The sequence below is a fragment of the Gordonia polyisoprenivorans NBRC 16320 = JCM 10675 genome, from assembly GCF_000241325.1.
Classification (GTDB): domain Bacteria; phylum Actinomycetota; class Actinomycetes; order Mycobacteriales; family Mycobacteriaceae; genus Gordonia; species Gordonia polyisoprenivorans.
In genome coordinates, this window is the sequence record NZ_BAEI01000054.1 from 19,890 (window position 1) to 33,363 (window position 13,474).

Consider the following 13,474-nt stretch of genomic DNA (forward strand, 5'->3'; position numbering starts at 1 on the left):
GCGATGACAACTGTAAGCAAGGTTATAGCGAGCGCTCACTCGGTAGGTGAGAATCTGTCCGAATCGCCCGAATCCGTTTATCGTCGTCACATGCCATTCGAGGTCCGCGTTCTGGGCGCGCTGGCGGTGCATGTCGACGGGGTCGAGGTGCCGTTGGGGGGCCCGCTGCCACGAGCCCTGCTGTCGCGTCTGTTGATCGCGGGTGGCGAGGTGGTGTCGGCGTCGACGATCATCGACGATCTGTGGCATCAGAGCCCGCCACGGACGGCCACCGGAACTCTGCAGGCTTATGTCTCGACGCTGCGACGCGTTCTCGAGCCGGCGCACGCACAGAAGTCGCCGGAGGTGCTCGTCCGCACCGGAAGCGGCTACCGATTGCTCATCCCTCACGACGCAGTGGATGCGAATGCCTTTGTCGCACAAGCGCAGCGAGGGCGCGCCCTACTCGAGTCCGGCAACGCCGCGGCGGCGCGTGACATCCTCGCGCAGGCGCTGGCCCGGTGGCGCGGACCGGCGTACAGCGACATCGAGGGTTGGGAGTTCGCCGAGATCGAAGCCACGCGCCTCGCCGCGGTGCGAGCCGACGCCGTCGACGACCACCTCGCCGCGACGAGTGCATGTGGCGACCACGAGTCGGTCATCGTCGAGTTGTCCGCCCTCCTGCGTGCCGATCCGCTGCGGGAGAAGCGCTGGGAACTGCTCGCTCTGACGCAGTACCGTGCGGGTCGGCAGGCGCAGGCATTGGAGAGCCTGCGGACTGCGCGCGGCGTGCTCGCCGACGAGATCGGCGCCGATCCCGGACCGTCGCTGGTGGCCCTGCAGGAAGCCATCCTGCGACACGATCCCGGTTTGATCGTCGACGTGGAGCACCACGCCCGCGCTCGTCTGGGACGTCACATCCCGGTCGCGCTCACTTCCTTCGTCGGGCGGCGCGACGACCTCGCCGACATCGAGCGCGCACTCGGAACCGATCGACTGGTGACGCTCACGGGACCGGGCGGCATCGGCAAAACACGTCTGGCGATGGCGGTTGCCGCGGCGCGCTCCGACCACGACGGTCCGTGGTTCGTCGATGCCTCGGGCACCCGGGATCACGACTCCCTCGTCGAGGCCACGACGCGCGTGCTCGGCGTCACCGCGAGCGGTGGAGTCGACGTGCTCACCGCACTGCTGAGCTCGCGCCGAACGCTACTCGTCCTCGACAACTGTGAGCACGTGGCAGGCGAGGTCGCGAAGCTCGTCCTGGCGCTGCTGACCGGATGCCCCGGCGTGCGGGTGCTCGCCACCAGCCGGGTGCGGCTCGGTGTTCCCGGTGAGCATGTCCACGTTGTCGGACCGCTGCGCGAGGCCGCAACACTGTTCACCGAACGCGCGCCTCGCGCCGCGCGCAGCGAGGACCCGGCCGACATCGTCACCCTGTGCCGGGCCCTCGACAATCTGCCCCTGGCAATCGAACTCGCGGCCGCGCGGACCTCGATGTTGTCGGTGCGGCAACTGCACCACCTGTTGATCGATCGGTTCGCACTGCTGCGCACCGCGCGAGCCGCGTTACCGGGTACGGCGGGTGAGCGTCACTCGAGCATGTACGCGGCCATCGAGGGGTCCTACCGTGCCCTCGACGAATCGCAACGGCGGTTGTTCGAGGCGCTGACGGTGTTCGCAGGCGGATTCGATCACGGCGCAGCCGAAGCGGTGACCGGACACGGGTCGCGTCTGCTCGGTGACCTCGAGGCGCTCATCGACTCCTCGATGGTGACCGTCCTCGGTGGCGACCCGCGGCGCTACCGCATCCTGGATACGCTGCGCGAGTTCGCCGTCGACCATCTTGATGAATCCCGCGCCGCCGCCTTGCAAGCAGCGCACCTGCGGTGGGTGCGCGCGATGAGCGCCGAGGTCGATGCGGGACTGCGCGGTCCCGACACCCTTGCCTGGACGCGTCGTCTCGACGCCGAGATGCCCAACATTCATGCGGCGCTGGCGCGGTGCCGCCACGCCGACCCGGCGGCGTACACGCAGATCGTCGGTGGCATCTTCTGGTACTGGTACCGTCGCGGCCACGTCGACGAGGGGCTGCGAATGCTGCGACCGGCCCTGACGGTGGCCGACGACCCCGGCATTCCCGTTGCCGACAGGCTGCGTGCGCTGTGCGGCGCGCTCGTGATCGCCTATCTCGCAGGTGATCTGGATGTGCTGCGCGACTCGATGGGGCGTCTTGACGCGACTCTGTCCAGCGCGCCACTGGACATGACCAGTCGTGACGACCGTCTTGCCCACGCCGATGCCGCGGTGACCCTGGGATTCTTCCAGGGTGGTGCCGGTGCGGTCGAGTCCGGCATCGCCCTGGCTCGCGGCGCCTTGTCGGTGGCGACGTCCGACGGGCTGCCGCAGGTCGCGGCGGAGGCCCGGATGGCGCTCGGCGCCGCGTGTTTTCGCGCCGGTGACCACGATGCGGCCGATGACGAACTCGCCCTGGCGGTCGAGCTCGGGCGCGAGTGCGGATACGACTGGTTGGTCGCCTCGGCGTTGTGGATCCATGCCAAGAACGACATCGCGCGCGGCCGGGTGCACGGCCCGGCACAGGAGAAGCTGACCGAGATGATCGCGGCCTGCGAACGGATCGACGATCTGACGTCCTGGATGGTGGCCGTCTACACGCTCGCCTACGTCGAGTTCGTCCGGGGCGAACACGAGGCCGCCGCCTGTCTGCTCGGGGTGGCCGACCACCACGGTGCAGTGACCGGATATCGGCCGGAGCGGATGGACATCATCGATCTCGCCTCGTACGGACACGAGATGACCGAGGGGATCGACGCGCAGGTGCTGGGGGAGGGGATGGCGACGGGTCGTGCGCTCGAGCGCGCCGCGGTCGCCGAGCTGATCCGCGAACGCGTCGCCGCGGCGGGCCGGAATCCCGCGATCGGGTAGATCGCGGGTATGGGCGGAGATCAGTTCTCGCCGGCCGGGTTCGCCGTGGCCGGGTCGCTCTCCAAGTGATTTACCAGTGCCACCGATCATGCTGTCGGCACCGAGTTCTCCGTCATCGGAGAGCCCCGATTCACCGAGGACATGTCCCATGATCATCGAGAACTCCCCATCCGCGGAGTCGACGGGTACCGATCCCGGCCGTCGGAGAACCGACGATCTCTCCCCCGACCCCACGTTGCCGACCAACCGGGTACAGATGATCGGGTCGGCCCTCGTGGTCGGCGCGATGAGCTGGGGAGTCGCACTCACGTGTCTCGACGGTGTGGACGGGTTCGGTGCCGCCTCACTCCTCACCGGGATCGCTGCGCTGATGTTCCAGGCGGCGCTACTGGGGTTGCTGCACCTGCAGTACCGCGATCGGGCCATGACCGGTAAGGGTGGCGCCGCGCGGGTGGCGCGTATCGGATACACGGCGCAGGCCGTGGTGCTCGCCGGCGCGATGGTCTCGACCACGCTCGACGCGTTCTGGCTCATCCAGGGCTCGCTCGTGTGGACGGTGTTCGACTCGTGCTGGCCGTTGTCGATGCTCGGCATGCTGATCATCGGCATTCGCGTCGCGATCGCCGGTCGTTGGCATGGCGCTCTGCGGTGGCAGACGCTGTTCGCGCAGAGCTGGCTGGTGTGGGGAATCCCGTTGTCGGCGTTGGGGTTCGTCGGTTCAGTACTCGGTGGTGCGCAGATCGTCCTCGGGTATGGGGTCCTCGGCGGGCTGCTCGTCGCGTGGCCCGCCCGGGGACGAACGGCGTCGACCGCGTGGTCACACGACAGGTGACTCCCGCACGGGCGGCGGGGATCAGGCGACGCTGCGGCGCAGTGCTGCCTCGATGGCGTCGCCGACCATGGGGTCGCCCACCGTGAGCCGGAAACCATGTGTGCCACAGACCTTGCCCTGAATTCCCGATCGGGTCAGCAGGTGGTCGAGGGTGAGTCCGTCGGGGCCGGGGACATAGACGAAGTTGGCCTCACCGGCCAGCGTGGGGTAGCCCAGTTGCTCGAGTTGCGCTGCCAGCCGAGTGCGCTCGGCGCGGACGGCTCCGACCCGATCTCGGATCTCACCGTCGGCGCCGAGCACCGCCGTCACCGCGGCGGCGGCGGTGGTGCTCACCGCGAACGGCAACTCGCGTCTGAGGATCCCCGCCATCGCCTCGTGACCGCCGAATGCGTAACCCGCGCGCAGTCCGGCCAGACCGTAGGCCTTCGAGAACGTGCGCAGCACCACGAGGTGCGCACATCGCGAGATCAGGTCGAGCACGTCGGGTGGCGACGAGCAGTACTCCACATATGCCTGATCGAGCACCACTCGGGTCGACACCGGAATCCGGGCGAGCAGGTCGGACAATGCGTCCGCGTCGACGGTGAGTCCGGTCGGATTGTGCGGTGAGCACACGATGACCGCTGCGGTGTCGGGTCCGATCGCGGCGGTGAGCGCCTCCAGGTCCGGGCGACCGCCGGCGTCGAGCGGCGTGGTGCGCAGGTGGCCGCCGATCATGCCGGCCAGGAGTGCGAATCCGTCGAAGGTCGGTGCAGGCGTGAGGATCACCGGCGACGAGATCCCGCGGATGTGGGCGCGCTGCACCGCATCGGCGAGGATGGCGTGGGCCAGGGCGGTCGCGCCCGGCCCGACGCTCACCTGGGCGGGGTCGAGTCCGATGTGTGCGGCGATCGCGCGGCGTGTGGTGTCGGCTCCGAATTCGGGATAGCGATGGACGGTGTCGGACGCCGCGGCGATCGCCGCCGCCACCGAGGGCGGTGGCGGCAGGTGTGACTCGTTGAGATCGCAGCGGATCACGAGCGGCCCGACCACCGCACGGCGGCTGCCGCGGCGAAATCGCCGGCGTGAGCGAAGGCCGCCATCATGATCACATCCGGGTCGCGCAGGCGGCCGCTGTCGATCAGTGCGTCGAGTGTCATCGGGATGCCCACGGCGAACAGGTTGCCGCACTCCTCGAAGGTGTCGGGATGCCGCTCGGCCGGAAGTTCCAGTGCCTCACGCCAATTGCGTAAGAAGATGCGGTTGGGTTGGTTGGTGATCAACCAGTCGAGATCGCGGGGTCGGATGTCGATGGCCGTGGCGGCCTCGATTGCGACCTCGGGGACGAGCCGATTGCCGCGGGTCAGCACCTTGGCGATCTTGGACTCGGTGAAGCCGACGTGGATCTGTCCGGGGCCCGATTCCCAGTACTTGCGGGCCGGCTCGGACACCGCGGTCATGTCCGCCGAATACTCACCGTGCGAGCGGCATACGGTGGTCAGCACCGGATTGGGGCCGTCGCCGAGCATCAGGGTCGCGACCGCCGCGCCGTCGCCGGGGATGGCGGCCTGCGCCTTGCCGCGTACCTGCTCCTGGGTGAAGATCTGTCCGGCACTGTTCTGGGCCAGCGCGAGGAGCGCCGTGCCGCCGCCGCGGGCACGCAGCAGCGCTCCGCCGACCTCGATCATGTGCAGGAAGGCGGCGCAGCCACCGTTGTGCACATCGAGGACCGTGGTGGGGCGCAGGCCCAGACGGTGGGCCAATTCGCCCGCGCACCCGCGCACCGGGACCTCCGGCAACTGGCTGTGGGTCACCACGATGTCGACGTCGTCGAGGTGACCGGCGCCGTGACGGGCGATGAGTCGTTGCGCCGCGGCCACCATCATGTCGGCGTTGGACTCGTCGGCGCCGGCATGGTGGCGGTGGGCGGGTGCCCGGAACATGACGTTGTCGGCGAGGTCGTCGTCCAGCGCGAACTGCGCGAAATATGCTGCCGGAACCCGGTTCTCGGGGCGGTACGTCGCGATATCGCCCAGGTACAGGTCGGTCGGCTCGGCATGTGCGGTCGTCTGGGCACGTGCGGTCATCTTCTCATCCATTCGGGGGTCAGCGGCAGGCCGGTGCGATGGCGGCGTTCGGCGATGGCGGTGAGATTGTCGAGTTCGACCTGATGGCCCGCGGCGAACATGTCCCACAGATCGCCGACCCACTCCTCACGACCGGGCGGGACGGTGTCGGGGAAGGGATTGCGGTCGTAGAACGGATGGCGGCAATTGGTCCACAGCACGACTGATCCCGGCCGGTTCAGCACGAGGTGGGCGTCGACGACCCGCATCAGATAGATCATCCAGAGGTGATCGGGTTGGTCCCAGGCACAGTGGTAGTCGACGGTCATCGCTCCCGGGTCGGCGACGGTGCGGACATAGATGGCGGTGTCGGTATTGAGCCGGTCGGTACCCACCCACAGCCCGGCGGTCTCGGTCCGGCGCAGATCCCTTGTGCTGTAGGTCCATTCCTCCAGAGATCGGGTGTCGGAAAGCCAATCGAACAGTTCTCGCGGCGGTGCGTCGACGTATCCGTGCACGGTGCAGAACTCGCCGTAGATCTGATCGTGCGGATACACCGACCGCACCCGGTCGACGAGCATCGGGGTGCTCTGCGCACGCGAATGCGTCTCGACCCGGATGACGCCGGGCAGCGGTTCGGCGGGATCGAGATCGGAGAGAGCGCCCGTGGTATCGGTGGTCATCGAACTCCTCTGCGTAGGGGGTGAAACGGCGGGATCTCGTCGGGATCGGTGTCGACGACGAGGCAGGCTGGGCCGGGCCGCGTGAGCACGTCACGGGTGACCGCGTCGAGGTCGCGAGGATCGGTGACCCGCCGGACCGGCAGGTCGGGAAACATCGCCGCGAGCCCGGCCGCGATATCGGTGGGACCGAAGGTGTTGAGCCCCGGCGTATCCGGGAAGAAGATCCGTTCCCGGGTGACGCACATGCCATGCGCATTGTTGTTCGCGACGATCAAGGTCATCGGTGCCCGGTGTTCGATCGCGGTGTGGATCTCCATACCGTGCATCAGGAACGATCCGTCGCCGGCGATGACGACTGTGCGTGTAGCGCTCCGGACATCGTCGGCGCCGGCGATCGCCACCCCGACGCCCGCTGCGATCGCATGACCCATGCCGCCCATACCGAGGGCGATCGCGAATCGCCCACGCCCGAACGGAAGATGGTGCACCGCAGCCGCTCCGATGTTTCCGGCATCGGCGAAGACGACTGCGTCATCGGGCAGCTGCCTACCGACGGCGTCGATGACCGCGCTCATCCGCGGCAACGCAGAGCCGGGGTCGAGGTCGGGGAGGAGCTCCACGGCCCGCCGATCGAATCGAGTGTCGTCCGGACCGCGCCGGGTACCGATTCGACGGCGTAGCTGCTCGACGAGGTCGGACACGGCGTCGGCGAGGTGCCCGCACGGAATGTGCTCGGTGCCGGGAAGTCTCGGGGCGTGGGCGCCGAGGTGGATAACCGTGCGGGCGGCGAGGAACTCGTCGAGGCCGGCACGGTCGGTCAGGGTCATCCGGCAACCGAGCACCAGGCAGGTGCGCGCGTCGGCGATCGCACGCGACGCGGACCGATGACCCATCACCCCGGTCACGCCGGCGCATCCGGGTCCCGCGACGTCGCGCCCGTCCGGGGCGACGACCACCGAGGCGCCCAGCATGTCGGCGAGCGCGTGGACCGGAGCCGACAGCCCGGCACGCGAGGCCTCGTCACCGACCCAGATGCAGACCCGACCGCGATCGGCCACCAGGCGATCGATCGTCGCGGTGAGGTCGGGAACGGCCGGCGGCTCCACCGGTCGACGCGATGGTGGGTCATGGTCGGAGTGGTGCTCGGCGGCAATGTCTTTCGGAATCACGATCACCGCGGGCGACGATCGCTGCAGCGTCTGCATGGCCTCGTCGAGGACCGTGTCGATCTCGGTGGCCGACCGTACGACGCCGACACTTCCGGCGACCCCGGACAACGTGGCACGCAGATCGATGGTGTCCGGGGGATCGAGCATGTCCTGGAAAGCGCCGCATCCGACGGTTGCGGTGGCCGGCGCACCGATCACGGTGAGGACGGGCACCCGGCTGTCGTACGACTCGGCCAGCGCCGCAACCACATTGAGTGCGCCGCCACCGGAGGTGGTGAACACTGCGGCGGGACGCGCGAAGATCCGGGCGACGCCATCGGCCATGGCCGCCGCGGCGAACTCGTGTTTGGCGATCACCGGCCGGGTCCGGCCGGCGTGGACGGCCGCGTCGAAGAGCTCCTCGATGTTCGCTCCGTGCACGCCGAAGATCGAGGTGATCCCTTCGGCGTGCAGGCGCTCGACGATGTGGTCGGCGACCCTGCGGTCCCGACATCGACTGGTCATAGGTGTCAGCGGGTGCTCAGGAAACGGTCCATGGTGCGCTCGGCGAGTGCGGTGATGGTCAATGACGGGTTGACCAATCCCACCGCGCCCGGGGCGAACGAGCCGTCGACGACGTAGAGGTTGTCATACCCGCGGACTCGGCCCTCGGCGTCGGCAGCCTGCCCGACGACGACTCCGCCGAGCCCGTGGAACGTTGCGCCGGAACCGAATCCGGAGAGCCGGTCGTAGATCGGGATGCCGTTGGCCGGGTGGCCGAATCGCGTCTCGGTCCGCTGATGGAAGTGCTGGGCGAAGGCGATCGCGCGGCGGTCCAGGACGCTGGAACCTTCGGGGTACGGGTAGTTCAGCTGCGTCGCGCCGGTGGCGTGGTCGTAGTCGATGGTGCCGCGCTCGTCGGTGTGCACCTGGATCAGGTGTGTGGTCGCCAACGAGCCCGCGGGTGCGGGGAAGGGGCTGGCCTGATAGATCATCGTGGCCGGTCCACCGGGCAGCCGGTCCTCACGGATGCGGGCATAGCCCGGACCGCCCTGGATCGGCCCGTGCTGGTCACGGAGCGCGGTGCGCACGATGAGGAAGTCGCCGTTGCCGCCGAAGCCGTTGCCGATCTTCGGCGACAGCCGGGGGAGCGTGCCCTGTGCGCGGGCCCGGACCAACAATGACGTGGTGTGGTAGGAGCCCGCGGCCATGAAGAGATGGTCGGCTTCGGCGGTGACGAGGCGGACCGTACGCCGCGCGTCGTCGATCAGCCGGGCCCGCACGATATAGCCGGGCCGCCGTGAGCGTTCCCGGATCTCGAAGACCTCGTGCATGGGTTTGATCGTCACGAATCCGGTCCGCTCGGCGGCGGGTAGGTAGTTGTGATCGACGGAGTTCTTGGCGCCGCTGTTGACGCCGTAGGACAGGTCACCGATCGAGACGCCGGGCTTGGCGCGTCCGGCGAGTTCGGCACGCACCCGATCCCAGTCGATGGCGTACTCCACGAATTGCGGTGCGATTCCGTAGCGTTCGAGGATTGTCAACCAGGAACGCGCGCCCACGTAGTTGGGGTGGGCGAGGATGTCGTCGGGCAGGCCCGAGGTGTTCAGCATCTTCCGGGCCCGCGGGTAGTACTCGGCGGCGAGCTCGTCGTAGCCCGTGCCACCGGGGAACACGGTCTCGAAATCTGCCTTGTCGGGCTGGAGGGTGAACGCGCCGAACACCAGGGAACCGCCGCCGACGCCCGCGCCGTGCACCGACTCGATGCCGTTGCCGCGGATGGTGTCGAGAACGCCGGGATAACGCTGGGTGGGTACCCGACCGACGCTCGAGATCCCGGCGGTGTCGTCGAACCACGCGGCACGGCGGTCGGGTCGGTCGAAGGTCGCGAAGGTGTTGCCGTCGGGGCGGATCGGCCAGCGCCGCCCCCGCTCGAACACCGTGGTCGTGATCCCGGCCTCGCCCAGGCGAAGTGCGGCCACCGCACCGCCGAAGCCGCTTCCGATGACGATCGCGGTGGCGCCGGGAGCCGGTGCTCCCGGCGCGGCCGATGCCGGTGTCCCCGACGGGGAACCGAGTACGGCGGCACCGAGCGCGCCGGCCCCGGCACCGCGCAGCACGGAACGTCGGCTGATCGCAACCGAAGAAGAATCTGAACGCATCCTGTGAAGATAGCCAGAAAATTAGGCCAGGCAAACCTTTGCTGACCGAGGGTGATCTACTTCACAGCGATTCGCTCACTGGGCCCGCGGGGGCGCCCCGCGACACGCGGACCGACTCCTCGACGAGGTCGAGTACATCGTGGAGATCATCGGTGGGCTGACCGGTCGCCAGCCGGGTGATGAGCCCGTCCAGCACGAGGTCGAGATACTTCACCAAGACCTCCGCGGGCACATCGTCACGAAGGCGGCCGGAGGCGCGCCCGCGTTCGAGTCGGGCGAGCGTGGCCTTCTCCACATCCGCCGAATGCGACATCCAGGCATCACGAAAGCTCTTGTCCGTCCGCAACTTTCGTGCGATCTCCAGACGCGTGCCGAGCCAGTTGAAATCCTGGGGACGGGCCAGCACATCGCGCATCACCTGCACGAGGCCCTGTTCGGCTGCCACGTCGGCCATGCGCTCGGCGTCCTCGGACGCCAGTGCCAGGAACAGGGCTTCCTTGTCACGGAAATGATGGAAGATCGCGCCGCGGGACAGCCCCGTCGATTCCTCGATGCGTTTGACGGTGGCACCGTCGTATCCGTACTCGGCGAAACAATGCCGCGCGCCGTCGAGAATCTCCCGACGACGCGCGGCAAGTCGGTCATCGCTGACCTTGGGCACTTGAGTTGCTCCTCGTTCTCGAGCGGGTGCCTCAGCCCTTGATCATGTTCCGCAGCACGTACTGCAGGATGCCTCCGTTGCGGTAATAGTCGGCCTCACCGGGGGTATCGATGCGCACCTTGGCGTCGAACTCGATCGCCGAGCCGTCCTCCTTGGTGGCCGTGACGTGCACGGTCTCCGGGGTGTCACCGGAGTTCAGTGCCTCGATGCCGGTGATGTCGAACGTCTCGGTGCCGTCGAGCCCGAGTGACTTGTGCGACTCGCCCTCGGGGAACTGCAGCGGGATGACACCCATGCCGATCAGATTCGAGCGGTGGATGCGCTCGAAGCTCTCGGTGATGACGGCCTTGACGCCCAACAGGCGGGTGCCCTTCGCGGCCCAGTCACGCGAGCTGCCGGTGCCGTACTCCTTGCCACCGAGGACCACCAGCGGGGTGCCCTGCGCCGCGTAATTCTGTGCGGCGTCGTAGATGAACGACTGCGGTCCGCCCTCCTGTGTGAAGTCGCGGGTGTAGCCGCCGGTGACGTCCACGAGCTGGTTGGCCAGGCGGATGTTGCCGAAGGTCGAGCGGATCATGACCTCGTGGTTGCCACGACGGGCGCCCAGCGAGTTGTAGTCCTTGCGTGCGACCCCGTGCTCGTCGAGGTACTGCGCGGCCGGCGTGCCCGGCTTGATGGTCGAGGCGGGGGAGATGTGGTCGGTGGTGACCGAATCACCCAGCTTGGCCAGCACACGAGCGCCCTTGATGTCGGCGACGGGCTCCGGCTCGGGGGTCATGCCCTCGAAGTAGGGGGGCTTGCGCACATAGGTCGACTCGTCGTCCCATTCGAAGGTCTTGCCGTCCGGGGTCGGCAGGTTCTGCCAGCGCTCGTCACCCTTGAACACGTCGGCGTAGTCCTCGGCGTACTGCTCGGCCGAGATGGAGCTCGCGATGGTCTCGGCGATCTCCTCGTTGGTCGGCCAGATGTCGGCGAGGAAGACGTCGTTTCCGTCCTGGTCCTGGCCCAGCGGATCGGACTCGAAATCGAAGTCCATCGTCCCGGCCAGCGCATAGGCGATGACCAGCGGCGGCGACGCCAGGTAGTTCATCTTGACGTCGGGGTTGATGCGGCCCTCGAAGTTGCGGTTGCCCGAGAGCACCGCGGTCGCCGTGAGGTCGTGGTCGTTGATCGCCTTGGAGATCTCCTCGGGCAGAGGGCCCGAGTTGCCGATGCAGGTGGTGCAGCCGTAGCCGACGAGGAAGAAGCCGAGCTTCTCCAGATAGGGCCACAGGCCGGCCTTGTCGTAGTACCCGGTCACGACCTGCGAGCCGGGGGCCATCGAGGTCTTGACCCACGGCTTGGAGGTCAGTCCCTTGTCCACGGCCTTCTTCGCGAGCAGGCCCGCGCCGAGCATCACCGACGGGTTGGAGGTGTTGGTGCAACTGGTGATCGAGGCGATCGTGACGATGCCGTGGTCGAGGATCATGGTTCCGCGCTCGGCCGACTCCACCGTCACCGGCTTCGACGGACGTCCCTCGGCGCCCTTGGAGGCGTTGTGGGCGGGCTCGTCGGAGAACGACAGCTTGGCCGCGTCCGGGGAGGTCGACGGCGAATCCGAGGCGGGGAAGCTCTCCTCGTTGGCCTCGTCGACACCGTTGAGCTGTGGGGTGTTGCCCTCTTCGACGTAGTTGTGGATGTCCTTGCGGAAGGCGTTCTTGGCGTCCCACAGCTCGATACGGTCCTGCGGGCGCTTGGGTCCCGCGATCGACGGGACGACGGTCGACAGGTCGAGCTCCATGTACTCCGAGTACTGGGCCTCCGGCGCGTCCTTCTCCAGCCACATGCCCTGTTCCTTGGCGTACGCCTCGACGAGGGCGAGTGTCTCGGCGGACCGGCCGGTGAGCTTGAGGTAGTTGATGGTCTCACCGTCGATGGGGAAGATCGCGCAGGTCGAACCGAATTCCGGGCTCATGTTGCCGATGGTGGCGCGGTTGGCCAGCGGCACCTCGGCGACGCCGTTGCCGTAGAACTCCACGAACTTGCCGACCACGCCGTGCTTGCGCAGCATGTCGGTGATGGTCAGCACCACGTCGGTCGCGGTCACCCCGGGCTTGGCAGCACCGGTGAGTTTGAATCCGACGACCCGGGGGATGAGCATCGAGACCGGCTGGCCGAGCATCGCGGCCTCGGCCTCGATACCGCCGACGCCCCAACCGAGGACGCCGAGGCCGTTCTCCATGGTGGTGTGCGAGTCGGTGCCGATGCAGGTGTCGGGGTAGGCGACCCCGTCGCGCACCATGACCGACCGGGCGAGGTGCTCGATGTTGACCTGGTGCACGATGCCGGTGCCCGGCGGCACGACGCGGAAGTCGTCGAATGCGCCCTGACCCCAGCGGAGGAACTTGTAACGCTCCTCGTTGCGCTGGTATTCGATCTCGACGTTGCGCTCGAAGGCCTGGGCGTTGCCGAACGCCTCGATGATGACCGAGTGGTCGATGACCATCTCGGCGGGTGCGAGCGGGTTGACCTTGTCCGGGTCGCCGCCGAGTTCCTTGACGGCGTCACGCATGGTGGCCAGGTCGACCACGCACGGCACGCCGGTGAAGTCCTGCATGATCACACGGGCCGGGGTGAACTGGATCTCGATGCTCGGCTCGGCCGAGGGATCCCAGTTCGCGATCGCGTTGATGTGCTCGGTGGTGATGTTCGCGCCGTCCTCGGTGCGCAGCAGGTTCTCGGCGAGGACCTTGAGAGCGTAGGGAAGCTTGTCGGTGCCCTCGACCGCGCTGAGCCGGTAGATCTCGTAGGAGTTGTCGCCCACCTCGAGGGTGCCGCGCGCGCCGAACGAATTGATACTCACGTGTAATCCACTCTCCTCTGGCCGGCGGGCTGCGCCGGCGTGTGCGTGACGTCCCGGGCGACGGTCTCCGGGACGGCTGCGTACTTCATCGGCGAACTGACCGGCTCGTCGACTCTGACCATCCACCCGACGGGCTGCGTCGGGGTCGTGCTCGATGCTTCATCCAGCGACGTTTC

The 13,474-nt window shown here is 68.0% G+C and carries 9 protein-coding genes; 2 read left to right on the plus strand and 7 right to left on the minus strand.

The window, feature by feature from the left end:
• Positions 1-90: 90 nt before the first annotated feature.
• A complete protein-coding gene (locus GOPIP_RS12750; protein WP_006370087.1) occupies positions 91-2,925 on the plus strand; it encodes an AfsR/SARP family transcriptional regulator in 2,835 nt (944 codons plus the stop codon).
• Between the two features lie 148 nt (positions 2,926-3,073).
• Positions 3,074-3,757, plus strand: coding sequence for a hypothetical protein (locus GOPIP_RS12755; RefSeq protein ID WP_006370088.1), 684 nt, complete (start codon positions 3,074-3,076; stop codon positions 3,755-3,757).
• Positions 3,758-3,778: 21 nt separating this feature from the next.
• On the opposite strand, the gene GOPIP_RS12760 is transcribed toward GOPIP_RS12755, so the two are convergent.
• From GOPIP_RS12760 to GOPIP_RS12790, 7 genes are all read right to left on the minus strand, one after another.
• Positions 3,779-4,774 carry a pyridoxal phosphate-dependent aminotransferase gene (locus GOPIP_RS12760; protein ID WP_006370089.1) on the minus strand — a complete coding sequence of 332 codons (996 nt, stop codon included), beginning with the start codon at positions 4,772-4,774 and terminating at the stop codon, positions 3,779-3,781.
• Complete coding sequence (locus tag GOPIP_RS12765; RefSeq protein ID WP_006370090.1) at positions 4,771-5,823, minus strand: 3-oxoacyl-ACP synthase III family protein; 1,053 nt, start codon at positions 5,821-5,823, stop codon at positions 4,771-4,773. Before GOPIP_RS12765 ends, GOPIP_RS12760 begins: the two co-directional genes overlap by 4 nt.
• Positions 5,820-6,485, minus strand: coding sequence for a hypothetical protein (locus tag GOPIP_RS12770; protein WP_006370091.1), 666 nt, complete (start codon positions 6,483-6,485; stop codon positions 5,820-5,822). The genes GOPIP_RS12765 and GOPIP_RS12770 overlap by 4 nt, the downstream gene beginning before the upstream one ends.
• Positions 6,482-8,158 carry a thiamine pyrophosphate-binding protein gene (locus tag GOPIP_RS12775; RefSeq protein WP_006370092.1) on the minus strand — a complete coding sequence of 559 codons (1,677 nt, stop codon included), beginning with the start codon at positions 8,156-8,158 and terminating at the stop codon, positions 6,482-6,484. Before GOPIP_RS12775 ends, GOPIP_RS12770 begins: the two co-directional genes overlap by 4 nt.
• A 5-nt stretch (positions 8,159-8,163) precedes the next feature.
• The gene (locus tag GOPIP_RS12780) at positions 8,164-9,795 is read right to left on the minus strand and encodes a GMC oxidoreductase (RefSeq protein ID WP_170320200.1); all 1,632 of its coding nucleotides are present in this window, start codon (positions 9,793-9,795) and stop codon (positions 8,164-8,166) included.
• A 61-nt stretch (positions 9,796-9,856) separates the two neighbouring features.
• On the minus strand, positions 9,857-10,456 hold the full coding sequence (locus GOPIP_RS12785; RefSeq protein WP_006370094.1) for a TetR/AcrR family transcriptional regulator: 600 nt from the start codon (positions 10,454-10,456) through the stop codon (positions 9,857-9,859).
• A 31-nt stretch (positions 10,457-10,487) separates the two neighbouring features.
• On the minus strand, positions 10,488-13,298 hold the full coding sequence (locus tag GOPIP_RS12790) for an aconitate hydratase (RefSeq protein ID WP_006370095.1): 2,811 nt from the start codon (positions 13,296-13,298) through the stop codon (positions 10,488-10,490).
• Positions 13,299-13,474: the final 176 nt, after the last annotated feature.

Bases quoted from the DNA above. Each gene is read 5' to 3' on its own strand.
- GOPIP_RS12770 (WP_006370091.1), bottom strand. From the start codon at position 6,485: ATGACCACCGATACCACGGGCGCTCTCTCCGATCTCGATCCCGCCGAA.
- GOPIP_RS12755 (WP_006370088.1), top strand. From the start codon at position 3,074: ATGATCATCGAGAACTCCCCATCCGCGGAGTCGACGGGTACCGATCCC.
- GOPIP_RS12780 (WP_170320200.1), bottom strand. From the start codon at position 9,795: ATGCGTTCAGATTCTTCTTCGGTTGCGATCAGCCGACGTTCCGTGCTG.
- GOPIP_RS12765 (WP_006370090.1), bottom strand. From the start codon at position 5,823: ATGACCGCACGTGCCCAGACGACCGCACATGCCGAGCCGACCGACCTG.
- GOPIP_RS12775 (WP_006370092.1), bottom strand. From the start codon at position 8,158: ATGACCAGTCGATGTCGGGACCGCAGGGTCGCCGACCACATCGTCGAG.
- GOPIP_RS12750 (WP_006370087.1), top strand. From the start codon at position 91: ATGCCATTCGAGGTCCGCGTTCTGGGCGCGCTGGCGGTGCATGTCGAC.